Origin of the sequence: Nonomuraea sp. NPDC051191, from assembly GCF_044455665.1 — a bacterium.
In the GTDB taxonomy this organism is placed as follows: domain Bacteria; phylum Actinomycetota; class Actinomycetes; order Streptosporangiales; family Streptosporangiaceae; genus Nonomuraea.
Genome location: NZ_JBITEZ010000012.1, coordinates 380,539 through 405,303 on the forward strand (window position 1 = coordinate 380,539; position 24,765 = coordinate 405,303).

The 24,765-nt window shown below is 67.6% G+C and carries 27 protein-coding genes and 1 pseudogene; 12 read left to right on the forward strand and 16 right to left on the reverse strand.

The genetic code is table 11. The features are described from left to right. Positions 1-5: 5 nt before the first annotated feature. From fxlM to ACIA8R_RS33835, 5 genes are all read right to left on the reverse strand, one after another. Positions 6-2,051: a methyltransferase, FxLD system gene (fxlM, locus tag ACIA8R_RS33815; protein WP_397042000.1), complete on the reverse strand. Its 2,046-nt coding sequence runs from the start codon at positions 2,049-2,051 to the stop codon at positions 6-8. A 53-nt stretch (positions 2,052-2,104) separates the two neighbouring features. After that, positions 2,105-3,169, reverse strand: a complete 1,065-nt coding sequence (locus ACIA8R_RS33820; protein ID WP_397042001.1) for a lanthionine synthetase C family protein — start codon at positions 3,167-3,169, stop codon at positions 2,105-2,107. Beyond that, a complete protein-coding gene (locus tag ACIA8R_RS33825) occupies positions 3,166-5,196 on the reverse strand; it encodes a lantibiotic dehydratase family protein (RefSeq protein ID WP_397042036.1) in 2,031 nt (676 codons plus the stop codon). The genes ACIA8R_RS33820 and ACIA8R_RS33825 overlap by 4 nt, the downstream gene beginning before the upstream one ends. Positions 5,197-5,278: 82 nt before the next feature. After that, positions 5,279-5,464 carry an FxLD family lanthipeptide gene (locus tag ACIA8R_RS33830; protein ID WP_397042002.1) on the reverse strand — a complete coding sequence of 62 codons (186 nt, stop codon included), beginning with the start codon at positions 5,462-5,464 and terminating at the stop codon, positions 5,279-5,281. 695 nt (positions 5,465-6,159) lie between these two features. Continuing rightward, entirely contained in the window at positions 6,160-6,564 is a 405-nt protein-coding gene (locus ACIA8R_RS33835; RefSeq protein ID WP_397042003.1) for a hypothetical protein, read from the reverse strand. A gap of 198 nt (positions 6,565-6,762) precedes the next feature. On the opposite strand from ACIA8R_RS33835, the gene ACIA8R_RS33840 reads away from it, so the two are divergent. Together ACIA8R_RS33840 and ACIA8R_RS33845 are read left to right on the forward strand one after the other, a co-directional pair. Further along, positions 6,763-7,896 carry a hypothetical protein gene (locus ACIA8R_RS33840; protein ID WP_397042004.1) on the forward strand — a complete coding sequence of 378 codons (1,134 nt, stop codon included), beginning with the start codon at positions 6,763-6,765 and terminating at the stop codon, positions 7,894-7,896. An 18-nt stretch (positions 7,897-7,914) separates the two neighbouring features. Next, complete coding sequence (locus ACIA8R_RS33845; protein WP_397042005.1) at positions 7,915-8,847, forward strand: inositol monophosphatase family protein; 933 nt, start codon at positions 7,915-7,917, stop codon at positions 8,845-8,847. 2 nt (positions 8,848-8,849) lie between these two features. Here ACIA8R_RS33845 and ACIA8R_RS33850 read toward each other — a convergent pair whose 3' ends face one another. Continuing rightward, positions 8,850-9,878: an IS630 family transposase gene (locus ACIA8R_RS33850; RefSeq protein WP_397042006.1), complete on the reverse strand. Its 1,029-nt coding sequence runs from the start codon at positions 9,876-9,878 to the stop codon at positions 8,850-8,852. 1 nt (position 9,879) lies between these two features. Here ACIA8R_RS33850 and ACIA8R_RS33855 point away from each other — a divergent pair, with 1 nt between their 5' ends. The 3 genes and pseudogenes from ACIA8R_RS33855 (at position 9,880) to ACIA8R_RS33865 (ending at position 11,009) form a co-directional block, all read left to right on the forward strand. Then, positions 9,880-10,515 carry a transposase gene (locus tag ACIA8R_RS33855; RefSeq protein ID WP_397042007.1) on the forward strand — a complete coding sequence of 212 codons (636 nt, stop codon included), beginning with the start codon at positions 9,880-9,882 and terminating at the stop codon, positions 10,513-10,515. Between the two features lie 22 nt (positions 10,516-10,537). Further along, positions 10,538-10,735: pseudogene (locus ACIA8R_RS33860) on the forward strand (transposase family protein); the annotation flags it as partial. A gap of 19 nt (positions 10,736-10,754) precedes the next feature. After that, on the forward strand, positions 10,755-11,009 hold the full coding sequence (locus tag ACIA8R_RS33865; RefSeq protein WP_397042008.1) for a helix-turn-helix domain-containing protein: 255 nt from the start codon (positions 10,755-10,757) through the stop codon (positions 11,007-11,009). A gap of 88 nt (positions 11,010-11,097) precedes the next feature. Here the strand turns inward: ACIA8R_RS33865 and ACIA8R_RS33870 are convergent, their stop codons facing one another. Then, complete coding sequence (locus tag ACIA8R_RS33870; RefSeq protein ID WP_397042037.1) at positions 11,098-11,361, reverse strand: excalibur calcium-binding domain-containing protein; 264 nt, start codon at positions 11,359-11,361, stop codon at positions 11,098-11,100. Then, positions 11,246-11,560, reverse strand: coding sequence for a tyrosine-type recombinase/integrase (locus tag ACIA8R_RS33875; protein ID WP_397042038.1), 315 nt, complete (start codon positions 11,558-11,560; stop codon positions 11,246-11,248). Before ACIA8R_RS33875 ends, ACIA8R_RS33870 begins: the two co-directional genes overlap by 116 nt. A 587-nt stretch (positions 11,561-12,147) precedes the next feature. Here ACIA8R_RS33875 and ACIA8R_RS33880 point away from each other — a divergent pair. Next, the gene (locus tag ACIA8R_RS33880) at positions 12,148-13,281 is read left to right on the forward strand and encodes a hypothetical protein (protein WP_397042009.1); all 1,134 of its coding nucleotides are present in this window, start codon (positions 12,148-12,150) and stop codon (positions 13,279-13,281) included. A 990-nt stretch (positions 13,282-14,271) separates the two neighbouring features. Then, a complete protein-coding gene (locus tag ACIA8R_RS33885; protein WP_397042010.1) occupies positions 14,272-14,730 on the forward strand; it encodes a DUF2690 domain-containing protein in 459 nt (152 codons plus the stop codon). Positions 14,731-15,238: 508 nt separating this feature from the next. On the opposite strand, the gene ACIA8R_RS33890 is transcribed toward ACIA8R_RS33885, so the two are convergent. Then, a complete protein-coding gene (locus ACIA8R_RS33890) occupies positions 15,239-15,466 on the reverse strand; it encodes a hypothetical protein (protein ID WP_397042011.1) in 228 nt (75 codons plus the stop codon). Positions 15,467-15,589: 123 nt separating this feature from the next. Further along, on the reverse strand, positions 15,590-15,910 hold the full coding sequence (locus tag ACIA8R_RS33895) for a MarR family transcriptional regulator (protein ID WP_397042012.1): 321 nt from the start codon (positions 15,908-15,910) through the stop codon (positions 15,590-15,592). Between the two features lie 290 nt (positions 15,911-16,200). Between ACIA8R_RS33895 and ACIA8R_RS33900 the strand changes: the two genes are divergently transcribed. Together ACIA8R_RS33900 and ACIA8R_RS33905 are read left to right on the forward strand one after the other, a co-directional pair. Beyond that, complete coding sequence (locus tag ACIA8R_RS33900; RefSeq protein WP_397042013.1) at positions 16,201-16,563, forward strand: STAS domain-containing protein; 363 nt, start codon at positions 16,201-16,203, stop codon at positions 16,561-16,563. Between the two features lie 48 nt (positions 16,564-16,611). Further along, on the forward strand, positions 16,612-16,749 hold the full coding sequence (locus tag ACIA8R_RS33905) for a fasciclin domain-containing protein (RefSeq protein ID WP_397042014.1): 138 nt from the start codon (positions 16,612-16,614) through the stop codon (positions 16,747-16,749). A 409-nt stretch (positions 16,750-17,158) separates the two neighbouring features. Here the strand turns inward: ACIA8R_RS33905 and ACIA8R_RS33910 are convergent, their stop codons facing one another. The 3 genes from ACIA8R_RS33910 to ACIA8R_RS33920 all read right to left on the reverse strand — a co-directional run bounded on the left by ACIA8R_RS33910 (position 17,159) and on the right by ACIA8R_RS33920 (position 19,407). After that, entirely contained in the window at positions 17,159-17,722 is a 564-nt protein-coding gene (locus ACIA8R_RS33910) for a class I SAM-dependent methyltransferase (RefSeq protein ID WP_397042039.1), read from the reverse strand. Between the two features lie 200 nt (positions 17,723-17,922). Next, positions 17,923-18,825, reverse strand: a complete 903-nt coding sequence (locus ACIA8R_RS33915) for a hypothetical protein (RefSeq protein ID WP_397042015.1) — start codon at positions 18,823-18,825, stop codon at positions 17,923-17,925. Positions 18,826-19,272: 447 nt separating this feature from the next. Then, the gene (locus ACIA8R_RS33920) at positions 19,273-19,407 is read right to left on the reverse strand and encodes a hypothetical protein (RefSeq protein WP_397042016.1); all 135 of its coding nucleotides are present in this window, start codon (positions 19,405-19,407) and stop codon (positions 19,273-19,275) included. Between the two features lie 269 nt (positions 19,408-19,676). Here ACIA8R_RS33920 and ACIA8R_RS33925 point away from each other — a divergent pair, with 269 nt between their 5' ends. Both ACIA8R_RS33925 and ACIA8R_RS33930 read left to right on the forward strand, forming a co-directional pair. After that, entirely contained in the window at positions 19,677-19,817 is a 141-nt protein-coding gene (locus tag ACIA8R_RS33925; RefSeq protein WP_397042017.1) for a hypothetical protein, read from the forward strand. Between the two features lie 9 nt (positions 19,818-19,826). Further along, a complete protein-coding gene (locus ACIA8R_RS33930; RefSeq protein WP_397042040.1) occupies positions 19,827-19,991 on the forward strand; it encodes a helix-turn-helix domain-containing protein in 165 nt (54 codons plus the stop codon). A 329-nt stretch (positions 19,992-20,320) separates the two neighbouring features. On the opposite strand, the gene ACIA8R_RS33935 is transcribed toward ACIA8R_RS33930, so the two are convergent. Both ACIA8R_RS33935 and ACIA8R_RS33940 read right to left on the reverse strand, forming a co-directional pair. After that, entirely contained in the window at positions 20,321-21,388 is a 1,068-nt protein-coding gene (locus ACIA8R_RS33935) for a bile acid:sodium symporter family protein (protein WP_397042018.1), read from the reverse strand. A gap of 245 nt (positions 21,389-21,633) precedes the next feature. Continuing rightward, positions 21,634-22,032, reverse strand: coding sequence for a hypothetical protein (locus tag ACIA8R_RS33940; RefSeq protein WP_397042019.1), 399 nt, complete (start codon positions 22,030-22,032; stop codon positions 21,634-21,636). A 213-nt stretch (positions 22,033-22,245) separates the two neighbouring features. On the opposite strand from ACIA8R_RS33940, the gene ACIA8R_RS33945 reads away from it, so the two are divergent. After that, positions 22,246-24,063 carry a glycosyltransferase gene (locus tag ACIA8R_RS33945; protein ID WP_397042020.1) on the forward strand — a complete coding sequence of 606 codons (1,818 nt, stop codon included), beginning with the start codon at positions 22,246-22,248 and terminating at the stop codon, positions 24,061-24,063. A gap of 190 nt (positions 24,064-24,253) precedes the next feature. Here the strand turns inward: ACIA8R_RS33945 and ACIA8R_RS33950 are convergent. Then, positions 24,254-24,765: hypothetical protein (locus tag ACIA8R_RS33950; protein WP_397042021.1), on the reverse strand; the 512-nt coding region annotated here is incomplete at its 5' end.

Genomic DNA, 24,765 nt, shown 5'->3' on the forward strand with positions numbered 1-24,765 from the left:
CCTCCCTACGGCCAGTCGACTACGAGGCGGCTGGCCGGCTTGTCGATGATGAAGCGCGGATCGGCGGCCTTGAGCAGGTCACGGTTGTCGCTGGTGGCCATGCGGAAGCCGGGGGCGGGGGCGCGGTTGCCGTAGTCGCGGTCCCATTCCTCGATCGCAGTGGCGACCTGCTCGGCCAGGGCTGTGGCGCGTGGGCCGTGGCCGATGACGCCGATCTGCCAGAAGCGTCCTTCGCCGTCCTCGCCTTCGCGGATGGTCAGGTAGGCCAGGGTGTCTGCGTCGAGCGCGGCCATCGAGCCCCACGCGAAGTGCGGCGTGAATCCCGGCCGGTTGCCGGGCATCCGGGACAGCCCGTTGGGCAGGACGCAGGCCAGCCACAGATACAGCCACTGCCACGGGTCGCCCTGCCGGAACTTCACCCCGGTGTAGGCCGGGTGGGCTGGGGTGTCCAGGATCGTGCGCATCGCCTCGCGGTCGACGAGTTGCTCGCTGAAGGTCTCCAGATGGACATCGCCTTCGCCCTCGATGGGGACGCGGGTGTAGATGTCATCGCCGATGCCCTTGCGTAGCGGCACGAAGGTCGCCATCTCGCAGGAGGCCGTCTTCCAGGTGTCGCCGTCGCGCTCGAAGGCGAAGGATCGGGAAATGCTTCCACGGATGCGCATCGGGATGACCAGACGACCGTCCGGGCCGAGTTGGTCGAGCACCCGGGTGGGGATGTCGCCGGCGCCCACAGTGAACTGGATGCGGTCGAAGGGGGCGTGCTGCGGCAGCCCGGCCGCGCCGTCGCCGAGCAGAGCTGTCACGTTGCCCATCCCGGCCGCTTGCAGGTGCATCTGGGCCGTGTCGACGAGGTCTTGGTCGACATCGATCGTCCACACGCGTCCAGTGGGGCCGACCAGGTGGCCGAGCAGCGCGGCGTTGTATCCGGTGGCTGCCCCGGCCTCCATGATCTTGTGCCCGGGGCGAGCGCCGACCTGCTCCAGTTGGGTGGCCACGATGGACGGCGCGGAGATGCACGAGATCATCTCTCCGCCGGGGTCGTGCTTGATCGCCACGGCGTCGTCGACGTAGGCGGCCTCGATGGGAGCGTCGGGGACGAACGTGTGGCGCTCGACCGCACGGAAGGCCTCGATGATCTCTGGCGTGCGAAGGTGGCCGGAGTCGATGTACTTGGCCACCATGGCCTCGCGCAGCTTGGTGGGATCGACGGCGGTAGTGATGGTGGTCTCCATCCTGGTGAAGGTAGGTGTTACTGGCGAGGAGGGGCTGGTGGACACGGCGGCCGGTCCGTCCTCTCCGAAGGCGACCTGCCAGCCGAGCCAGGCCGCCGCGGCTTGCTCGGCCACGGACGTGCCGGCGCGATTGAACGCGAAGATGGCGTGGTGAGCCAGGACGGCGCGCAGCCCTCGCTTCAGGTACCCGTCCTTCGCGCACCGGGCGAGGCGGCGGCCTGCGTCCTCAAAGGCGGCCACGCGCTCGGCCCACCCCGGTTCAGGTAGAGGCCGCTGGGCGGCATCGGCGTTCATGAGGCGCCGCATCGCGTTGATCGCCGCCGCCCGGCGCGCTTCGGCGGGCGGGTCAATTGCAGGACGCAGCTCGCCAATCTTCGCCCACACGTCGCCGACCTCGAACGGGTCGAGCCCTGCCGCCCGGAACATCGCCGACAGAAGCAGAATGCATCGCTCCCTGCCGTCGGGACTGCCGGTCTCGGCCAGCGCGGCGGGGCTGTCGGCGCTGAACACCTCGTGGGCGATAGCCATGCCCTGCGGGCCGCCGAACGCCTCCGTTTCGGGTTCGTACATGCCGCTGACCCACCTGGCCACCACCTGGCCCGCGATGAGCTGGTCGAGCACGACGTCCACAGGCTGATCCGTGCGCAGCCGCAGTCCGCCCTCCTTGCGCAGGAAGTGGAAGCGTCGCCCGACCAGGGCGGCCGACAGCGCGAGCGCCGCCTCGGGGCTCACCCCGATGCGGTCGGGGAAGCTGATCGTGGCCTGCCACCATTCCGGCCCGGCCGGCGGGGCGAGGTTGTCCTCATAACTGTTCATGGTGTCGAGTCGCTCCTGCTCGCTCCGTGTTCGGGTCGGTGGGACGGTGAGGATCAGTGAAGGAGTAGGGCGCAGGTCCAGCCGGTGCGGTTGGAGCCCTCCAGCGCCAATTGCGCCCCGGCACGCCCCTCAAGAAACCCGGGCTTGGTCAGGTCGCCGAGTCCGGCGGCCAGGCGTTGGTGCACTCGCCGGATGCTTGTGGTGAACCGAGCCGGGGAGGCACTGTCTGCGGCGATGGCGGTGGCGACCGTCAAGATCCCGGCCCAGCCGTGACACAGCGACGCATCGCTTACCCGACCGAGCCGATCCGAGTCGAGCAGCGCCGCCATCGCGACATCCTCAGCCTTCTGCCTGCGGGCCGGGTCGCCCAGTGCGAGCGCAGCCAGTTGCAGGGCGCGGGCGATCCCCAGGTCCCCGTAACACCAAGACGGCCGCAGAGGCGGTACCGGCAGCGGCTTGCAGTCGGTGAGCTGGTCGAGGGTGATCCAGTAGGAGTTGCCGAACTCCTCCAACCAGGTCGCGAACACGCCGATGGCGTCGCACTGGCCGTCGACCTGGAAGCTCCGCCGGGCGGCCAGCGACAGCAGTGCCAGCGGCCCGGCGATGCCGTGGGCGATGCCGTTGTTGCCATGACCGCCGAAGACCTGCGCCTCGTGTGTGGGGTTGTCCGGCGACCACCACCCCGGCAGCATCCGCCCATCGACCGTGACCGGGCGCGCCAGCGACACCAGATAGGTCAAGACCTCTTCGAGCAGAGGTGAAGCGCCCGGCCGGGCCAACAGCAGCGTCCCCAACCCCGTTAGTCCGCTGATCAGGTCGAACTCCGCCAGTGACGGCAACAGCCCCTCCTGCTGCCGCTGCCGGGCAGCGGACAGACGGGCGGCCACGACACGGTCAACGCCGGCCTGCACATCCCGGTCGACGCGCCCGGCGCGGCTGAGGACGAACTCCAGCGCGGGAGCTCCGTGATACAAGCTCGCGTTGGAGCCGATGCTGACGCCGCCGCATACCGCTTCCTGCAACAGGGGACGCGCGGCGGCGAGATCGGCGCGCTCGATGTGCAGCAGTGCCTGGCCGAGCGCCCCCTCGGCCAGGGCCTGCGTCGCGAGGGTGTTCATGGCGTCGACTCCACTGAGACGACAATGCTGTGTGCCCGGCCGCCCAGCCACCCATCGGCGTCCGGTGGCGGCGCCTCGAACAGCACCGCGACAGGATTGCCGCTCAGGTGCGCGCGCAGCAGGTCCACGTCCATCTCTCGCGTGAGATCTAGTGGCAGGTGCTGGTCATCAAGGGCCAGGAGTATCCGCTCCGGCACCCCGGACCGGACGCGCCAGGCGTGCAGGTGCTCGGCCCACTCGTCCAGGTGTGCCGTACGGCCGGGCAGTTTTCGGGCGTGGAGCTGCCATCGGGCGGCGACGAGGATGGTGCGCCGGTAGTGCAGCGCCGGAGTGTATGGCAGCGTCCACGCGGCGCCCCAGTCGAACCACGTCACCTGGGTGGTGGCGGCGCGGCTGATCTCGGCCAGGAATCGGACCAGCGGCGGCGTGTAGTTGTTCCACAGGAAATTGATCGCCGTGGGGGCCAGTAGCTCCAGGCGTTCCCCGGTCGCGGCCACCGCCAGATACAAATGACCGTCGCGGAAGCCGACCGACAGATCGCGTGGGAACAGCACATCCTCGCCGCACCGGTATTCGCCGACGCTGACCAGCTTCGGTAGAACGCGCGGTGCCCTGGTGAGCAGGTCTGCCTCGGCCCGTGTGGGGTGGAACGACAACTGCGCCAATGTCGCGCCGGGCGCGACGGTGGGCAGGGCAGCGTATCCGGCAGCCAGGTCCGGCACCAGATGCCAAAAGCGCCCGGACATGGAACCGGCCGCGCGGGAGACGGTGTGGACGCGCAGCCGGAAGTCGCCCGCGTCGAGCGCAGCCGCCGTCCGGGCCTGGACCTGCGCGCACACCTCGAAGTGCGGCGCTGGCGCGATGTTGCCGAACGGCTCGGCCGCGGCGGCCTCCAACTCCTCGACAAGCGCCTCGGACAAGATGACCGCCTGCTTGCCCTCGACGGCAGCGGTCCCGGCCAGATCCAGCAGCAGCCGGTCGCGGCGTGACATCGGCCTGGGCGGCTCCGACAACAGGCCGAACCCGTCCGGAAGGCCCAACCCCCGCTCAGGGTCGGTGAGCTGTTCGACGGGAACTTCGGTCCCCTCACCGAACCGGTCAACGAATCGCTCGGCGTATCGCCGCCAGGCCGGAGTACCAGCGGGATGGGTCGCAAGCCGGGCCAGCACGGTCGCCGCGGTCTCCACCTCAGCCGCGACCGTTTCAGGCAGGCGCACCTCGGCGTCCAACCGCAAGTCCACCGCTGTGCGCTCACAGGCGGCCAGCAGCGCGGGCGACACGACGTTGGCCGGGTTGGTGACGGTGGCCGGCGCACGCAGCCGGGAACGCAGCAGCCGCGTGCGTAGCAGTTCAGCGACCAGTTCGGCCCGGCGGCAAGGCTCGACCTGCGGGAACTCTGCGGCGAGCTTCCCCAGCAAGGCCGCATGTGGGATCGGAGAGCTGGCCGCTTCCAGCACCAGCTCCACCGCTGCCGTCGAGGCCAGGGAGAATTCGTCCGCGCCCTCGGCCGGTACATGGACGCGGCCGTCGCGGACGCGGGCGAGGTTGTTCACACACACCTCGACGTCGTCCATCCCCTTCTCGTCTGTCTCCCACGTCGTGATCGCCAAGTCCAGTTCTGCGGGGTCGGGCCGGTCGACGGCCTCGTGCGCTTCTCCGACACGTACGAACGGCGTGTTGCCGAACTCGACCAGGGCGACACCCGCGAACAGGCCGAACGGGGTGGAGCGGTGCGCAAAGCGGATGGCGTATCGGGCGATGGAGAGCGCGGCGCGACGCACCCGGCGGACGTTGCTCACCTGCCCATCGAAGATCGCCTGAAGCTGTCGGGCCAAGTCTGGGCTGGCGCTGTTGACCGCCTGCTGGAAGGGCTCGTCCGCCCATACCTGGGCCAGCCATGACCGCCATTGCTCGACCGAGGAGCCGGGCTTCGGCCAGCCCGGATGGGCCGGAGGGGCGAGATGCACGGTGGCGCGCAGCATCCCGACGCCGGTGCGCCGATACCGTCTGATCCGCGTCCGCGTCATCCTGATCACTCCCTTTCCTTGTCACCATCCGGGCTGGGCTGGGAATCCCGGGTCCGGTCGAGAGGGACCTGGGCCAGCGGGGTTACGACGTGGTGCAGGCGCTCGGGCAGGAGCTGCCGCACGTGTCACCGGTGCCGCACCTCAGCGAGGTGTTGGCCGCCGGAGTGTTTTCCGTGAGCCTGATGTCGAGGTCGAACGGGTCGAACGGCGTGTGCGTGCCAGCGACCTCGGCCGCTCCGGCGCCCTGTTCGATGGTTGAAGTGCTCATTCGCTTCTGCTCCTGTCCTGTGTTGGTGTTCCTGAGGAAGGGGGCGGCCGACTCCAGCGGTAGCGCTGAAGGGGTTCGGCCGGGCCTCGCTGCTCCTTTTGATGACCTGGCGCTACTGTCCGCGCCCTGAGGTATGCGGTACCTCTGTGGGCCTCCTCACCCGAGTTGGCCTTGCCTGACGTCGCGATGTAAGAGATCTCGGATTTTGTGTAATGAGCTCGTATCCCTTCGCTCGACGTTGGCTGGTGAGTTGCTGGCTGACGCGACCGAGATCTCCGCGGGGGCCTCGGCCAGGAACTCCTTCTTGCGTCTGAAGGTCTTGATCGCGCCTCCGGTCACGGCTCGGCAGTAGCCTTCTCAGAGGCGGCCTTGGTCGTCGTCACTCCCTGGTGTCGCAAATGAACTCGACGGAGCTCTGGCCGGTCAGCACGGGCATGTAAGGACAGCCAGAGCCCCTCCCATCCCGGGGAAGAGTCGCTGGGGACCAAACCGGCTGTGGTGCGGGCCTGTCGAGTCGATTGGCGCCCGACGTCTCAGCCCAAGTTGTCTTCTTGCGAAGCCCCCCGGTCGGCAAGTCACCGGCTTGGAGGGTCGGGCCCTTCCCCGCAGCTGGGTAAGTACGGCCGAGAGATGCGCTTTCTTGAGCGGCCCCGATGCACTCGACGGGGTCCCCTCCAGACTCGGGCCGGAGGAGCTCATGCGACCCCGTCCAGAGCCTTGGCCATCGCCTCCTCCACGACACCCTCGGCCCAGATCCACGGACCGAACCCCAGGCCGAACGGCGCAGGCTTCAACCCATCGAATCGGCCATCTACGGCGGCCTTCTGGAACTCGGTGTATGCCCGCTTGGTGGTCCGCACCGGGTGCGGGCTTTGACCTGCGGCCGCATCATGGATGGCGATGATGACGGTCTCACCGTCCTGCTTCGGGCGTAGCTTGTCGTTCCGAATGTCGCGCAGGAGATCAAGCCAGCATTTGGCGCCCATCGTCGCAATGTCCTCGGAGTCGATCAGATCGCACATCTGGATCGTCGTCGACCGGGCCACTCGGCGAACGGCGAGGCGGTTAGGGTTCGTGGCTTCTACGTCATGCGTAGTCATCGGGGTTCTCCGAAGCGGTTGCTTGTGCCAGCGGCATGACAGTTGACAGTAGTCATGGGCGTGGATCTGTTACACCTCGGAGTAAGTCCGCAATCGCCCCGGTCTCTGGGCGGCCCTCACCTGCATATTCTCAGGAGGCATCTGCCATTACCCATGCCAATGGGTAATCTGGTGGCGCTTCCGAGAGGGGGAAGTGAGATGTCGAAGCAGGATCAAGACTCGAGCCCGCAGGCGCGAGGCCGCCGATTGGCGCGAATCGGCAACGAATTGTGGCTAGAGACGGGATCGGTCAAGAAGGCAGCTACGGAACTTATGCGCCGTTATCCGGTCGTTTGTAGCCTTCAGGCACACCGGTATGCATGTGGCCTTTCTCAGGATCAAGCTGCCGTCCGCTACAACCAGATGACCGGCCACCAGACCAGCTTGGGCGGCACGTCCATCAATGCGTGGGAGACCTGGGCCCGTGAACGCAGCAGGGCCGGATCGGCTCCCAGCTTCACCAGCCTGCTGATCCTCGCCGCCGCCTACGGAGGTGGCCCCACAGGTGTCGCCGAGGAGGACGTCTCCCCCAGCGATCTGGTAGCCGAAGCGTACGAGCGGTTGGCCGTAGAAGACCAACTCGCTTTGAAGAGGTACGCCACCATCCAGTCCGCTCCCCCGCCATCCGCCACAGCGCCGGCAGCGGCAGAGCCAGATAGCACAACCGCCAGTACGACACCGGCCGAATCCAGCGCCATGGGCCACGACTTCATCATCGCGGCCCCCACCGTCGAGTACGGTACTTCAGACAGACTTGTCTATTCCCTGCCCAACCCCGCCCCTGGCCAGCTTCTCAACCTCACCTGGGCGTCCTTCGGCTACGGCATCGAGCGCCTCATCCACCAGATCAAAAACCTCGGGCGTCGTACCGATGTAGACGCCTGTTTTGGGATCAACGAGGCTGGCCTGGTCATGGCTACCTTCCTCGCCTCCGCCCAATTCGGGCGCTGCCCCATCGGCTACCTCAAATGCAACAAGAGTCGCGAATTCATCAGCCTCGACAGGGCGTCCATCTTCCCAGAGTTGCCAGACGCTCCAGAGATCGTGTTGTGCGACTTTGAGGTGAAGCATGCCGATGTGGTCGGTTTCATCTCGCGCGAGATCCGTGACCGCTATCCCGGAGCGCAGATCTATTTCGCGGTGTTCGGAGCCATGACCAAGGGGAAGCTCGAGGTCAGCGATTTCGACGATCTGACCGGCGCTGGCATCATGCGAGCGGCAAGCTTCAAGGCGGTGTTCATCGCCGCGACGATGAGCCCGCCAGGAATCGAACCGCCGCTGGAGCTGCGCTAACAGTACGGAGGTCCCGTCGTGACAACCTCTCCCGCCCTCCCCGGTCTCGCCCAGAGCCTCGCCGAGCTGGTCTCTCAGGTGATCGGGGAGATCCGACCCCGCCTGATCCAGGCCGCGCTATCAGGTGAACGATCAGAGGCCGCCAACCTGCGCCACTCCGACAACTTCCTGTCCGCCCACGATCTGTGGATGCATGAGCGCTACCGAGAGCTTCTGAGCCCGATCCTTCCCTCGTACATCTATGCCTCGGAAGAGGCCGATCCTCAAGTCATCGGAGCCGCCCCAGAGCCGGATCTCTGCGTCCTGGTCGATCCTCTCGACACCAGCGAGCTGGCCGTTCGCGCCCTCTACGGCTACACGCACGTGATGGTGTACTCCCGCAGCCTTGCCCGGCCCATCGCCGCGGTGGTGGGCGACATCTTTCACCATCTCCAGATGTATCTCGCGGCCCGCGACGAGGACGGCAACGACCAGGCGTTCATCTACACGCAAGACGGCAAGGCACACGAGCTTAAGGTGCGCCGCTTCGCAGAACTGCGCGAGGCACTGATCACTAACTACCTGATGAAGCCTGCTGAACGACTCCAGCCACTCGGACGCCAGACCCGCCTGCTCGACGCGCTCAACCAACCTTCGGCGGACGGCGCCGTTCGCGGCCGCATCGGAGTCGACTTCGGGTCCGTCAGCCTGTGCCACGTCGCGGCGGGCTTCACCGACGCGACGATCGAGTTCGCGAAGGGCTTCGCCGTCTGGGACCTGGCACCAGGACACTACATTCTCAACGCCGCGGGCGGCGCAGTCCTCGACCTCGAAGGCAACCCCCTGCCACTGGACTACCAGTTCGGCAGCATGGCCGACATCAACAAGGCGATGGACAGGCGACAGAAGTTCGTGGCCGCCTCCAACCTCACCCTCGCACGCGACATCGTCGCCTCCATCGACGCCACCTAGTGTCATCCGCCTGAAATTCGTCGGCAATATTTAGCGAGGGATTCGAGGATCTCCTCGGCGGTCTTGGTCCAGACGAAGGGCTTGGCATCGGCGTTCCAGCGGTCCATCCAGGCGCGGATGTCGTCTTCCAGCGCCTGGACGCTCTTGTGCACTCCTCGGCGGATGAGCTGGTCGGTCAAGTAGCCGAACCAGCGCTCGACCTGGTTGATCCAGGAGGAGCCGGTCGGAGTGAAGTGCATGTGAAAGCGAGGATGGCGGGCCAGCCAGGCCCTGATCGCCGGGGTCTTGTGTGTGCCGTAGTTGTCGCAGATCAGGTGGATGTCCAGCTCGGCCGGCACGCTCTTGTCGATGGTGATCAGGAACTTCTTGAACTCGGCGGCGCGGTGCTGGCGGTGCAGTTCGCCGATGACACTTCCATCGGCGATGTTGAAGGCGGCGAACAGGCTGGTGATGCCATGACGAACGTAGTCGTGAGTGCGCCGCTCGGGCATGCCCGGCATCATCGGCAGCACCGGCTGCGACCGATCCAGCGCCTGGATCTGCGACTTCTCATCCACACACAGCACCACCGCCCGTTCCGGCGGATCGTGATACAGCCCGACCACGTCAACGACCTTCTCCACGAAGAGCGGATCAGCCGACAGCTTGAACGTCGCCGTGCGGTGCGGCTTGAGGTCGAAGGCCCGCCAGATCCGGCCGATGGTCGACTCCGACAGTCCGCTGCGCCGCGCCATCGAGGCACGGGTCCAGTGCGTGGCGCCGGCCGGCGTCTCCTCGCGGGTGGCCACCACCACCTGCTCGACCTCATCCAGACCGATCGACGGCGGGCGGCCCGGGCGTGCCTCATCGATCAGCCCGTCCAGTCGCAGGCGCAGGAACCGCTGTCGCCATTTGGAGACCGTGTCCGGATGCACTCGCAGCTCAGCAGCGATTTGTTTGTTGTCCTTACCGTCTGCACATCCGAGCACGATCTTCGCGCGCATCGCCAGGACCTGCGCGGACTTGGCCCGCCGAGCCCATCGCTGCAGCACCTTGCTTCCGGCCGAGCACTATGTCGATTCCGGATACGCCACGGCCGAGCTGATCGTCTCAGCCCGTGATCTATACGGGCTGGCCTTGGTCGCACCGGTGCGGTTCGACTCCTCGCCCCAGGCCCGCGCCGCTGCCGGATACGGCCGGGCCGCGTTCACCATCGATTGGACCGCCAAGCAGGCCACCTGCCCTCAAGGACAGACCAGCATCTCCTGGACTCCGACCATCCAGCGCGGCCTGGACACCATCGTGGTCAGATTCTCCGCCAAGACCTGCACGCCCTGCCCCGCCAGGACCGCATGCACCAGCAGCACCAGCGGCCGGCGCCAGATCACCCTGCGCCACACCCAAGCCCAGCAACAAGCCCTCGACGCCGCCCGCACCCAGCAGAGCAGCCAAGACTGGCAGCACAAGTACAAGATCCGCGCCGGAGTAGAAGGCACCATCCGGCAAGCCGTCGCCATCACCGGTATCCGCCGAGCCCGCTATCGCGGACTCCGCAAGGTTCACCTCGAACACGTCATCTCAGCTACTGCCCTCAATCTCACCCGGCTCGATGCCTGGTGGAACGGCCACCCCCTCGACCGCACTCGTACTAGCCACCTCGCCCGCCTCGACCAGACCCTCGCGGTCTGAACCCGAGTTAGCCAGCAGGGTCAAGGGCAAGAACAAGCCCGAGTCGCAGAAGCAGGCCAACCGCGCCCACGCCAGGCTGCGCGGCCCAGGCGAGCGCGCCAACGCCCAGCTGAAGAGCTGGAAGATCCTCCGGAAGCTACGTTGCAGCCCGTCCAAGGCCGGCCACCTGTGCAAGGCCATCGCCGTCCTGCAAAATCACCGAGCTGCGCAGGCAGCGTGAGGATGAAAAGCGTTCAGTCATGGTGGTTTTCCGTGGGTCCTGGACGAAGAAGACGCGAGGCAAGTCGCCACAAGGAGCAGGCTGCGCGGCTGTCGAGCCGGTTGCGCGAACTGCGCGAGCGAGCAGGATGACCCAAATGGAACTTGCGGTCCGCGCCCAGGTTTCCGAGGCCACCGTTCGCAAGATCGAGCAAGGCAAGGTTGTGGAGCCGGGCTTCTTCCTGGTCATGGCCTTGCTCTCAGCGCTGGGCGCCACACCCGAAGCTCTGAATTGAGGCACAACGTTCCAATTGTGCCTTCGCGCGTGGCCCTGCCCACTTGATATCTCACGCGCAGCCCTGTTCCTGGTGAGCGATGCGGAACCTATCGACGCTCGCAGACCACGCCGTCGCCGTCCCGGTCCTGGTACCAGCCGTACTCTTCGTCGGCACCGCGCTTGTACGGGCCGAGGCCATGGGCGTTGGCCTCCGCACACGTGCCGTATCTCGGATCAGTGCCCGTCTCCGGTTGCTCAGAGCGCTGCGGGGTAGGCGCGGCCTCCTGCTTGTCCTGTTTGTCCTGGGACGGCTGCTCCGACGGCCGGGATCGATCTGGCAGCGTTGTCGCCTTGAATCGGTCGACCTTCAGCGTGACGCCATCGCTCGGGTCGCCTCGGCTGCCGCAGCCACTGCTTCGGGGTAGACCTGGTGTAGGTGTCGCGGGTGAAGGCCGGGGTCTTGTGTCCAAGCGTCTCTTGAACGATTTTGATGTCCACCCCTGCCGCGAGCATCGCGGTAGCCGCGCCGTGGCGCAGGTCGTGCAGCCGGATGCGGCAATCCCGTCTGATGGCAGATCCCGTAAAAGCGGTCGGTCACGTGCTGCGGGTGCAGCGGCCGGCCAGTCTCGTCAGTGAAAACGATTCCCGAGTCCATCCAGTCCTCCCCGCGGCCAGCCGTTCCTCGGCCCGCCCCGGAGACAAAGGGGCCGCGCTCACCGAATCTTGATCGCGCGCTGACGCATCCCTTCCTATTGTTGCCCACCTCGAGCCCGATCTGCACCGCGGCGAGGGAGGTGCAGATCGGGGTCCAAGGCGATGCGGTGATCCGCCTGCGACCCCCGCGAGCCGGCTCCGGCCGAGGCCCACCGGCGCGGAGAGGCTGGACTCGCAGACGTACAGGGCGGTGTCACATCTGGGTGCGTTCCGGCCGGACGGCGGCTGATCGGCGCGGTGCCCCTTCGGCGCCTACGGCCTCTGCCCGGCAGGAACTTCCGGCCGATGGGTAAACTCACCGGAGCACCCCTCGGGTCGCTCCTCAACATCAGGGAGTCGTACCCGCCGCCACATTCACGCGCAGACGGTCACCAGGTAAAGATCAGGGCTCCACGAACGCAGCATTGTCCGGTCCCTCATCGTGGGCTCCCTAACCTGGCCCCATGCGACTGCTTGCGGTAATTGCGATCGTGCTCGTGGGCCTGCCCTCCTGCAGCACGACGTCGGCTCCCTCAGAGGTACCGGCTGTCCCCGCGGAGTCCTCCTCGATGACGCAGGCCCTCCCTGTGCCCTCCGCTGCGGCGCCGAACGTGTACGCCCACGACCGTCCGGACCTGCTGAGTCCGGTGGTGGCCCGTTTCCCCGCACGGGTGTACGTGCCCAACAGCCAAGCCGACACCGTAGACGTGATCGACCCGGCCACCTACGAGATCATCAGAAGGTTCCGGGTCGGCCGACGCCCCCAGCATGTCGTCCCCTCCTGGGACCTGAAGACCTTGTGGGTCAACAACAACGACAGCAACGAGCTGACCCCGATCGACCCAGTCACCGGCAAACCCGGCAAACCGGTTCCCGTCGAGGACCCGTACAACCTGTACTTCAGCCCGGACGGCTCGTACGCGCTGGTGATGGCCGAACGACTCAACCGGCTGGACTTCCGCGACCCACACACCATGAGACTCGACCACTCCCTGGACCTGCCCTGCAGGGGTGTCAACCACGGCGACTTCACCGCCGACGGCAGCGTCTTCCTTGTCAGCTGCGAATTCTCCGGCCAGTTGCTGGCCATCGACTGGCGAACCGCCAGTATTCGCAAGGTCATCGACGTGGGCGCGAAGAACATGCCGCAGGACGTGAAGCTCTCCCCCGACGGCACCCTGTTTTACTGCGCGGACATGGCCGCTGGCGGTCTGTGGCTCGTGGACGCCCGCACCTTTGCCAAGGTCGGTTTCCTGCGCACGGGCAGGGGTGCGCACGGCCTGTACGTCAGCCGCGACTCCCACGTCCTATACGTGTCCAACCGGGGCGAGGGATCGGTCTCCGTGATCTCCTTCGCCTCCCGCAGGAAGATCGTCAAGTGGCGGCTCCCCGGAGGCGGGTCGCCCGACATGGGCGGCGTCTCTACCGACGGCAGTCAGCTGTGGCTGAGCGGCCGCTACGACGGGGTTGTCTACGTGATCGACACCTCGACTGGCAGGCTCATTCGCAAAATCAAGGTGGGCGCCGGGCCGCACGGCCTGTGTGTCTACCCCCAGCCGGGACGCTACTCCCTGGGCCACACCGGAGTGTTCCGATGATCGGACGACACTGCGTGCCAGTTCCCAAGCCGTGATCCACATCGGACCGATCAACAACGGCAAACCGGATAAACGGCATGTGGCGGTGACTGTGGAGGCGGCCTCAATCGCATGTCCGAGGTAGGTGTCGTAGAGCTGCAGGTCGAAGTAGAAGTTGTAGTCCGGTAGCGGTAAACGCCGGTCAAGGTAGACCGGCTGGTAGGCCGACGTCGGCGACGGAACGACGCTCGCAGGAGGAACGGCCTGGCGCCTCGCCTCCGGCGCCCACGGTGCTGTCACGGCGAGAGTGACGGCGCAGGCCAGCGCCACGACGACAAGGACCACCGGCCGTCGGTATCCGATGATCCGGCCCAGGGCTGTACGTGCCACGGCAGTAGTCGTGGTGTCCGCCGGTACGGGACCGCCGAGTGCGTCGGTCGCGTCCTGCGGCTCTCCTGCTCCGGCGAGCAGGTCGGGGTAGGCGCGCTGGAGCGTGACGTACAGGCTGGTCCAGCGTCGGCGCCATGCTTCGACGTCTCCGCCGCAGGCCGCCACGAAGGCGAGGGTGACGTCCAGGGTCGGCAGGGTGTGCCCGGCCGCAGCGCGAGACAGCACCGAGGGCGAGTAATTCGCCTTCTGCGCGAGTTCGCGATACGTCGGGGCCCCTGTTGCACCGATCCGCAGTTCGCGAAGGTCGAGGGCGAACTCCTGGAGAGGTCCGTCCGGTACCTTTGCCTCCCGCCTGCCCATCGCTACCTCGATCACGCAGTCGAAGCCTGCCCGTCCCGTGACGGGCACCGTAGCCGGCAGTATCCGATCTTCCGTGAGATCGGTCAATCGGTGCGGTCGGGCGCTCCGACCGGAGATGTTTGATTGTTTCTCTTTGTTCGGGCTTTGGTTCGCCAGTGCCTGAAGAACTTCCCTCGCTACCGGTCACTGGCGAGAGTCGAGCTCGCAAACGTCGTGCGGGACTTGCCCGCCATGGTCGTACGCCGACTGAGAGGAAGCAGCATGCATCGATCATTCGCCATCACTGCCCTGGCCCTCGGCCTCGTCTTCACCGGTTCCGTGGCCTACGCCCAGGACGGGCCTGGCCGCGGGGACGGAGACACGCCGATCGGCGACAAGACCAGGGCATGCTGGGGGACAGGGTGCGACGGAGAGGATCCAGTCAGCAAGCACTGCAACAATGACGCCCAGAGCGTCGTCCGGTACTCCACCAGCCTGGGCCGGCTGGAACTACGCCACAGCCCGGCATGCGGCACCTCCTGGGCGCGTATCACGGGCGCACGAGCGGGAACGTGGTTCTACGTGCAGACCTGCTACGCGCCGTACACGCAGACCTTCCGGGTCCCCCGCGGCTACACCGACGCCTACACCGACATGGTGCCCGGCCGGATGGGCATACGCGTCGGCAACCTCGCTGGTCACAGCCCGTGCGTGCAACCGTCGGACGCGAAGCGAGGGTGAACCACCGCGACTACCGCTCACGCGCCGGGATGGGGTTGTCGTCGAACAGGATCATCGATGAGCCCTGAAGGGCAGACGGTCGAGCTGGCGACGCTCGTGGGCCCACCCCATCCCAGCCGTAAGCCCGCACTCTGATTGCCCCGGCGGTGACCGAGGTGCCCTTCGCTGCCGCCGTCCGCTGGAGAGGCGGGAAGATGGCCACAGGACGGCAGTTCCAGTCCTGGTAGCGGCTGTGGAGAAGACATGCACGCGAAACCAACCAGGTCGAGAGCCGTCGCGCCGCTGGCGGCCCACCTGGCAAACCCCCCATGTGCCGCGAAGCCACCGCCCTCATCACCGGGTCCGAGCAGCTCCGACACCTGCCCCAGCGCTGGCTGTACCGGACGGGAGGACATGGCTCAACCGTGTCGTGCGCTGGTCCGCACCGCGTTGATGGCCGTCTCCACGGTGGAGTACGTCAGCACATCGGTGATCCGCAACAATCGGGCCGGGTCTCCCCGAGCGCCGGTCAAGTGCAAGCTGGTGCCATCGGCGGCGCAGGTGGAGCCTGGATGCCGCTGGCGTCCAGGAGCCTCAGTCCGCTCAGGTCGACGATCACTTGGTCGCCGGGGCGACGGATGCGGGCGAGGTAGTCGGTGACCTGGCCGCTGGTGATTCGACTGGCCTCGCCTGCGATCGCGATCACGCTCATGTGGGGGAGATACTGATGCGCCAGCCGCAGCTTCGAGGTGCCCATGATCGGCTCATGCCCTCCATCTGCTGCTGAACTCCTCTGGACGCCCCTCAGTTCTCCAACCGGACACCCCCGATGCACGGGAAGCGCGACCGACTCGTTGGTCCAACCGGTCAGGCGGGCCGATCACTGTTCATCAGCGCCCCCGTCATGACGACCAGATTGATCGTCACGGCGGGGCAAGCGGTCATGCAGGCCGGCGGGCAGGTCACGATCAGCGTAAAGGCCGATCAGCAGGCTGACGGGCAGGCCCGCTTCAGTCGGGTATCGGAATTGTCGGTCGAGGTGGAGGCTGTAACGATTGCGGCGACCGACCCGCTCCCGGCTCAGGTAGCCGGCCCGGTACAGGTCAGTGACGATGTTCTGCACCGCCCGCTCGGTGATGCCGACGCGGGTGGCGATGTCACGCAGCCGCACTGCAGGGTTGCGGGCGATTTCCACCAGCACACGGGCGTGATGAGTCAAGAACGTCCAGCTGGCGGGGCGGTCTTCTGCTGTGGGCACGACCCTTGGCGCTTTCTCCGCCTTGGTCCCGGCATCGCGGGGGCGGCCGAAAATCCTCTACCCGAAGATTCTATGGCGAACGCCCTTTCCTGCAATGTAGTTCCGCCATAGTCTCGGATGTGAGATGGCTTGAATGTCGTCCCAACCGGCCGAGCCCATACGGGGGGATCACTCATGTCCGTCACTCTGACGCGCCTTGCCCTCACGCCGAGCATCGCCGCCGCCAGGCCGCCATGTCGCCGCTCGAGATAAGCCGCCGGCTGCTCCCGGCCGCGGTGCTGATCACGCTGTCCGGGGAACTCGACGCCACCAATATCGATCACCTGGAGTCGGCCGTTGGTCGCGCCTACCAGGCTGGCCGGCCCCTGATCCTCGATCTGGGCGAACTGACTTTCCTGGACAGCAGGGGCCTGCATCTCCTGCTGCGGGTACACCGCGACGTGCGCAGCCAGGACGGCACCGTCCACGTGGCAGGGGTACATGGCGCTCCCGCCCGGACTCTGCAGCTCACTGGAGTGTGGGATACGCTGAACATCCATACAGCTGTGGAAGACGCCATCAGGGCGACCCAGAACACCCTGCGTCCGCGATCCTGACTTGGCCGCGGCCCGCGTACCCGGGTCTCCTTCCGTGCTCTGGACGAGGTGGGGACAGGTGACGGCCCCGGCCGCCGCTCAGGCACCACGTATATGGTCAACAATGCCCGAGTGGTGTGCGGCGACGTGCCCACCCGCAACGCCACCGTCTTCATCATCGACACCGTACTCATGCCTGAGAAATGACCCGGGGTCGAGCTCGCCACACCCATGAGGCGGGCTCGGCTGCTTCCCCGGCATCACCAGCAGCTCAACCAGCTCCGCCTATGCCCGAGACCACTCCAGAACACCTATCCCCGGGCCGGCAGCCTGCCTCTTCCGGCGGCGGCGCCGGGGGACTCGGACTGCCCACATGAGCGGCCACCCGGCCGACGCTCGATGCGGGGCCCTCGCCCGGAGTAGTGCCGTGACGGAGGCCGCCTGCCGCTCGCCCCTCTGCTGGGGCTGTCCGCTACGGTCCCAGCGTGAGGATCGTCCCTGGCGGAGATCACTGGCCAGGCTCCAGGGCCCGCGTCGCAAGAAACACCTGCGTCGTGTCTCCGGGCTGGCCGGCCCCGCGACGTTCCCAGGTGGAGCTACTGGGCGGACTCCTGCCTTACCGATGGGCGGCCGCCTGGAATGCCAGGTAGGTCCACGAGACGTCCTGGCGGCCATGCGGATCGACGCGCTGGGCAAAATGGATCAGCTCCAGCCCGTTCGCGCGAGCCAGGTCGATCGTTTCCTGTGCGGACACGGGGAACATGCGGCGGCCGCCGGGGACCGGGCCGTGACGCAGGGATAGCAGCACTCGTCCGCCGGTGGCGAGCAGGTTGGTCAGTTTGGGCATCGACACCGACCGCTGCTGCTCGTCCAGATGCATCCAGACCGCGGTCAGCAGGATGAGATCGAATCGACGCCCTGTCGAGCGCAGTTCCGCAAGGTCCGGCAGCGCGTCGTCGATCCACTCCAGATCCTCGTCGGCATGCAGGGCCTTCCCCAGCGCACGTAGTCCAGCAGTGGGTTCTGCGGCGACGACCGTGTGGCCCAGGGCTGCCAACGCCGCCGCGTCGCGGCCACTGCCCGCGCCGATGTCCAGCACCTGGCTGGGCTGTACGGGGAACAAGTGCAGCACCTCTCGGTGAACCTCTGCGAACGTGACGCTCTCGTACTGCTCCGCCAGCGTCTCGGCCGCTTCGGAGTATCCCGCGCGGTAGTTTGCAACGTTTCATACGGCATGTTCCTCTTCACGGAGCGGCACTCTAAAGTCATGCCCGCCACCGCGCGACAGCCGAGACGATGGGTTTCGCGACCGGCGCGGGCGGCCACCGAGGTGACCCCCCAAGGTGATGGCAGGCAACGGGCACGTTCCTGGGGATCGAATCAGCGAGCGGTCAGTTCGGTGATGTCGACCGCGTTCACCAATGCCTGAAGCTCGGGCTCGAACCGGAGATCGAGCGGCTGCGTCTCCTTGGCGGCACCCTTCTGATTGATCATCAGGTTGACGCCGGTGTCGTTGACCACGGTGGCCGCGTCTACGGCGTCCCATCGCACGCCGTCGAAAGAGCGCCGCTCGAAGCGGCCCGCGAGCATGCAACTGACCTGGGTCCGGCCGTACGCGTCTACGCGAGCGGTGCGCAGCACCACCGCGCGCGCGGCGCTGAGGCCAGGGGCCACGGCGAACGCCTCGCGCAGTGTGACCAGCAGGTATCCGCACAACGTCAGGGTGTAGTAGCTCGCGCGCTCCGTCTTGGTGAGCTTCTTCAGCGAGAGGTTGCCTGCAGCGGTACGGGAGGGGAAACGCTCAGGTACAAAGTCCGGCCCCGGCGCAAGGATCACGACAGACACCTCCGAGCCGTTCAGCGCCACGGGCGCCGCAGGTGCCTCGTTGTCCTCGAACGCCTCCGCCAGAACCGGCAGGACCATCTCTGGATCGTTCCCGCACAGGCGCTGCCATTGACGGTTGAGCTCCCACTGGTACCGGTCGCGCTCGGCGTTTGCCTGCGTCCACCAGTTCCGCATGTCGGCCTCGGCGGCCTGCCGCGCACGCTGCTTGGCCTCGGTACGGGCCCGGCGCTGGAACACGCCGATTCCTGCCAGCGCCTGCTGCTCCCGAGGGGCCAGAAAGGCCGAGAGGTCCGGCGACGGGACAGGTGCGGCGACGGGTGGTTGCGCGGGCGGGAATTCGGCCCGGTGCAGGTCGAGGATCTGCATGAAGACGCCCGCCAGCCGTTCGGCTTCAGCGGCTTTCTCTGCCTGCGCGGCGGCGCGCTGGGCCTGGGCCATCTGCCGTTGCAGGCTACCGGCCGTGGGACGGCGTCCCGTTGTCGTACGTCGGCCTCCACCGCCAAGGCTGGTGTAGAAGCTCATCGGCCCCACCGACGAAGAAATCCCGGTACGACCGGCTCCCACGTGCATCCGCGCGAAGCTGGGTCCGATCCCGGCTCTCAGGCCACGGCTGCTGACCCTGAGGCGTACTCCTGGCATGACCTTGAACGAGAAACCCACTCTGACGTCTCCTTCGCATCATGCCCGTTCACCGGCGTCCCATGACCTCAGGATCTTCTTCGGGCCGACGACGGGTGTCGTTACCGACACTGATCCTGTACCACCATCGGCCGGATCGGCTGGAGCTTTCGGCAGCGGCGGTACCGGCCTCAGGTTCGAACTCGAACACCGTCGCCATGCGACCGGCTTGCCGGCGCCCCGGTATCACCCCTGCCGTTCTCGACGTCAGGGTTGTGCGCGGACGACAGCGAGGGCGATCTCCCCGTCGAGGGCGTAGGCCGCGACCACAGTTGTCACACCGCTGTCCACGATGACCGTGGCTTGGCCGGCCACCCCGGACGCATAGCTCACGTTCTCCACCACGGTCTCCTCCGCGACGAGCGTGGGCGGCTCGGAACTTGGCCTGCGCGGGGACGTGGATGAGCTGGACGTGTTCGCCGCACTGGGGTCGTGGGACGCTTGGCCGGGCTTGAGTCCCAGCCCCATCCTGACGGACGCACGCCCTGCAGAGTCCGCTGGTCCTCACGCAGGCCGTACGGCATCTGGTCGCGGTCACGCTGTCGGTCTTCCCCCACACGACCGCGGCCGAGCCGGCCTACCTGGCCGACCGTGACGCGCACCCGGAGACGTTGCGCCGCGCCATCGCCTACTTGGAGGCCCAGCCCGACCAGGACATCACCGTGGCCGACATCGCCGCGGCCGCGCACGTCACCGTGCGCGCCGTCCAGCTGGCCTTCCGCCGCCATCTGGACACCACTCCCCTGGCATAACTGCGCCGGATCCGCCCGCACCACGCCCACCAGGACCTGCGTGCCGCCGATCCGGCGCGGGACGATTCGGTCGCTGCCATCGCCGCCCGCTGGGGTTTTGCCCCCCATGGCCGGTTCTCCGCGCTGTATCGGCGGGAGTTCGGCCGCTCGCCCGGTACCACCTTGCACAGTTGACCACGTGAGACCGCAGCACTGATGCTCTTGATGGTCACCGAGGATATTCGGCCGTCCTGGTCGTAGGGCAGCACAGCCATCGTGGCGGCTGGCGCCTCGACCACCTCTGGCGCTCGCCGCCAGGCGTCCGCGCTCGCCCGATGCCGGTGCGGCTTCACCTGGCTCGCGGGCCGGCAGTTCCACGTACGTGGCGAAGCGGTCGCAGGCGTGGGCTGATCTCAGCTACGCGCCGTGTGCGTCGGCGACGACCTGCTCGATGGCCAAGCGGAGTCCGGTGGCGACAGGCGAACCGGTCGGCTTCCACAATCCGGCATCGCTGGACGGCGCCGTCAAGACGGCGCGGGAGGGGAGACGACAGGGGCCGCAGGTGGCGATGGCGACCGGGTTCCGAACAGACCGGCGGCAAGCTTCTGTAGCAGGCTGTAGGCCAGGATCGGCACGAGGACCTGCGGACGGTGCGCGAACCAGCTCGCGGCCAGGACCGCCGCCGCGCTGGTGTTGTTCATGCCGGTGGCGAAGGTGAGGGAGATGCCGTCCGGAGTGTCGCACCGGGTCCATCGGGACATCCACCTGCCGACGAGGAAGGACAGGCAGCAGACTGCACCGGCCACACCGACGGCCAGGGCCAGGAAGTCAGGGTCGGGGGACGAAAGCGCCTGCCCGAGCGCGCCGGAGGCGTTGAGATAGCACAGCAGCAGGATGTTCACGATGTTGACCAGCTTGATGACCGGCGCGATGCGTGCCGCTCGCCGCTCTGCGAGCATGGCCCGCGCAAGGATCCCGGCCAGAGAGGGCAGCACGATCAAGGCCAGCGCGAACGCGCCCGCGCCCGCTGTCCCGGCCAGCCCGTCGAGCCGCGCCGTGTCATCAAGGCTGCGGGCGCCCCCTGGGCCGACCAGGGCGGCAGACACGGTCAGCCCCCACGGAACCGTGACAGGACTGAGCAGTGTCGAGCCCACGACCATGGCGACCACCAAGGGAACGTTGCCTCCCGCGTTCTGCCCCCAGGACGCCGCTCCGCCGGCGATCGGCATTGCGAGCACCAGCAGCAGGCCGACCGCGAGGCACTCCACCTCCGCCGCATCGGGCCAGGCCCGCAGGCACATCGCAGCAACCGGCAAGAGCACCACAGGCAGGAGCGCGTTCATCGCCACGCCCGACACCAACCTCAGGGGCCGCCCCACCACCGTGCGCAGATCTCGTACCCGCACCCCGAGACCGGCGGTCGACAACATCACAGCCAGCAAGACCATGGGTACCGTGACCGGACTACCCGATCCAAGCGCCATCGCCCGCAACGCCTCGCCCGGCCGCGGCGCGACGGCAGCCAGTAGATAGCACACGACCATCAACGCGAGCAGCCACCGCTGCACCGCGCCCACCACCCGGTTAATCATCTGAGCAACCTATCGATCACTGTCAGTGACCCGAACTTCGGGGGTAGGAACTGGCGCGCCTGTAGGCCGAGGCCGCCCGGCCAAGCCGGCGCCCGCAGTGAGGATCTTGCCGTGCGGCCGGACAGACTTGCCGGAAGGTCCGCGGTGCCGCTGACCTGCCGCAGCAACGGCAGAGGCGGGCGCCGAACAGTTCAGGAATGAACCGAGCCCCGCCGACGACAAGTCGGCGGGGCCCGGCGCTTGGTTCAGCCGTCCTCGGGCTCGGAGGCGTCGCCCTTGCCCTCCTGCTCGTGCTGGTCGCCCGCCTGGCCCTGCTTGCCCTCCTGGGTCTCGGAGCCGGCTTCCTGCCCCTTGTCGTCCTGGCCGTCCTCGGCTTCTGCCTTCTCGGCGCCCTGGTCGTCGTTGCCGTCCTCGGCCTCGGCCTGCTGGCCCTGCGCGTCTTCCTGCGTGCCCTCGTTGGGGTCCGCGCTCTCCGCGGGCGTAGCGGCCTCGTTTTCGGGGGCCTGCTCAGAGGGGGTGGCGGAGGACTGGGAGGAGGTGGGGGCGGGGCTCTGGTCGAGGGAGGAGGCGTACGCGGCAGCTCCGCCGCCGGCCACGAGGACGGCCACCGTGGCGAGGCCGGGGATGATCATCGACTTGCGCATTGAAATATCTCCGATGCATTGACGTCGTACTGACGAACTCAGTCTGCGGAGACGTGGGATAGCGGTAGGTTCGGTCAACCGTAACGTGAGGTTAATCCTGAGCCGGAACCCGGATCCTCGTGTGCCCACTCGTGCCCGCGCGTGCGCCAAGGTAAGCGCCGCGCTAACCCGGTGCTGAGCGGGCGCTGTCACGCCTCTCTCTACCGTGCGTTCATGAGATCTGGCAGCAGAACGACCGTCCCGGTGCCGGTCTCCGCGGCTTTCCTGGGCCTGGGGGTGGTCGTCGGCTTCGCCGCGCGCACGCCGGCGTGGACAGCGGTGGACATGAGAGTGAGCCAGGCGGTGCAGTCGCTGCGCGGCCCATGGCTCACCGCGATGGCGCAGATCCTGAACGTGGGCTTCGGCACCGTCGTGGGCACGGCCCTGGCCATCCTCCTCGTCGTGGGTGTCGCCATTTCGGGACGAACTCGCGCCGCCATCGGCGTGCTGACGGTGATCGCGGCGGGGTGGGGCGTGGGCGCGCTGGTCAAGGTGGTCGTCGCCCGTCCCCGGCCCCCGGCGGTGGACGCTCTGGTGCGGGAGCTCGGCTCTGACAGCTTTCCCAGCGGTCATGTGTGTCTGACCCTGTCCATCGTGGTGGCGGGGGCGCTGCTAACCAGGAAGACCCGCCTCTTTCGTCCTGTGGTGGTGGCGGGCGCAGTGCTCGTGGCCGGTCAGATGACCGCGAGGGTCTACCTCGGGGCGCACTATCCCAGCGACACCCTGGGCTCGATCATCCTCACCCCGGCTGCCATTCATCTGACCGTCAACGCGCGACGGCTCGGGGTACTCCTGCTGCGGGCGGACAACCGCCGCAGGGCGCGCAGGGCCGGCCCGCGCAGCACCCGGCAGGTGAAGATCCTCCTGCTGCACGCGTATGGCATGGGCGGCACCATCAGGACCGCCTTCAACCTCGCCGGCATGCTGGCGGCCCATCATGACGTCGAGATCGTCAGTGTCACCAAGACCAAGGACAAGCCCTTCTTCGAGGTGCCGCCCGGCGTTCGCATCACCTTCCTGGACGACCGCGCAGGCCACCGGCCCCGCGGCGCACTGCGTGCGCGACTGCTCCACAGCAGGCTCATCCCGCGGCAGGAGGCCGCCTACGACAGGTTCGACCTGCGTACCGACCTGGCTCTGCTGCGTTTCCTACGCGGCTTGCGAACCGGTGTCCTGATCACCACGCGGCCCGGCCTCAACCTGGCCGCCGCCCTGCTGGCCCCTCCCGGCGTCATCACGATCGGGCAGGAGCACACCGGCCTCAGTTCCCACAAACCCGCCGTCCAGGACCTGATCGCCCGCAGATACGGCAGGCTCGACGCGCTCGTCACCCTGACGGAGGCCGATCTGGGCGCCTACCGAGTGGCACTGGGCCCGCGCGCGCCTCGGCACCTGCTGCGCATCCCCAACGCCACACCACCTCTCACCGGCGGACCCTCCCCGCTGAACATCGAGACCGTCGTCGCGATCGGCCGCCTGGCCAAGGTCAAGGGCCTCGACCTGCTCCTGCGCGCCTGGGAACAGGTCAGTGCCGCCCGCCCCGGCTGGAGGCTGCGCATCGTCGGCTCAGGACCCGAGCGCGCCCGCCTGCTCAAGCTGGCCGGCGGGCTCGGCCTGGCCCGCACGACCGCGTTCCCCGGACCTTCTGAGGACGTCGGCGCCGAACTCGACGCCGCCTCGATCTTCGTGCTCAGCTCCCGCCGCGAAGGATTCCCGATGACGGTTCTGGAGGCACTGAGCAAGGGGGTGCCGGTGGTCGCCTTCGACTGTCCGCACGGGCCGGGCGAGATCATCACTCACGGCTACGACGGGCTCCTCGTCCCGCGGCAGCACGTCACCGCCCTGGCCGCGGCGATCGGGCTGCTCATCGACCACGAAGCCGGTCGCCGTACGATGGGCAGGGCCGCGCTGACCACCTCACAGCGCTACACCTCTGAAGTCGTCGGCCAGTGCTGGACCGAGCTCCTGGCCGAGCTGGAGACGGGCCGCTGATGGGTCACAGGTCGCGCAGCACCGTCATCGGCGGGCGGCGAGTACCGTCGCATGCCCCCAGCGGGCCCGCGCACGAGTCAAGCAGGGCGTTGCCGACGTAGACCGGTGCTCAGAGTGCGTTTCGCGAGCTTATGCCCCTTTCGTCGCCGGAGTTGGCTTAGGTCGCCCGGTCAGAGGCTCGTCATTCGGGCTATGGGCGCGGTTGGGTGAACAATCCCGGTTCGGTCTCGACGAGGATGCCGCGACCGGCCAGGCGTTTGAGCTTGGCGCGAAGGTTCTGGATGTCGTTGCGCGTCAGGGGCAGATCCAGGGCCATGGCCACGTCACGGGCGCGCAGGGAGCCGCCGGCTTCGCCGAAGACGGTGAGGATCTGCTGGTAGGCAGGGTGAGCGGGGACCGCTGGCGGCGCGAACGGTTCGGCCGGGGCGGGGTCCTCCTCGGCCAGGGAGATGAGGGTCTTGCGGGTGATCCGCAGGTGCTCGACCTGCTCGCTGAGTTCGCCCAGGCGCGCGCTGAGAGTGTCGATCTCCGCCTGGGTCTGCTCGATCTGGCAGGTCAGCCAGTGCTCGCGGGCGTCGATCCGATCCAGCAGCCAGCTGCCGGGGTCGGCCGGGTGCCCGTCGGGCCCGGTCATGTCCACCGCCACGGTGGCGCCGTGCCGCGGGTCAGACGGCGGGACATCACATCCGTCATCGCCCAATA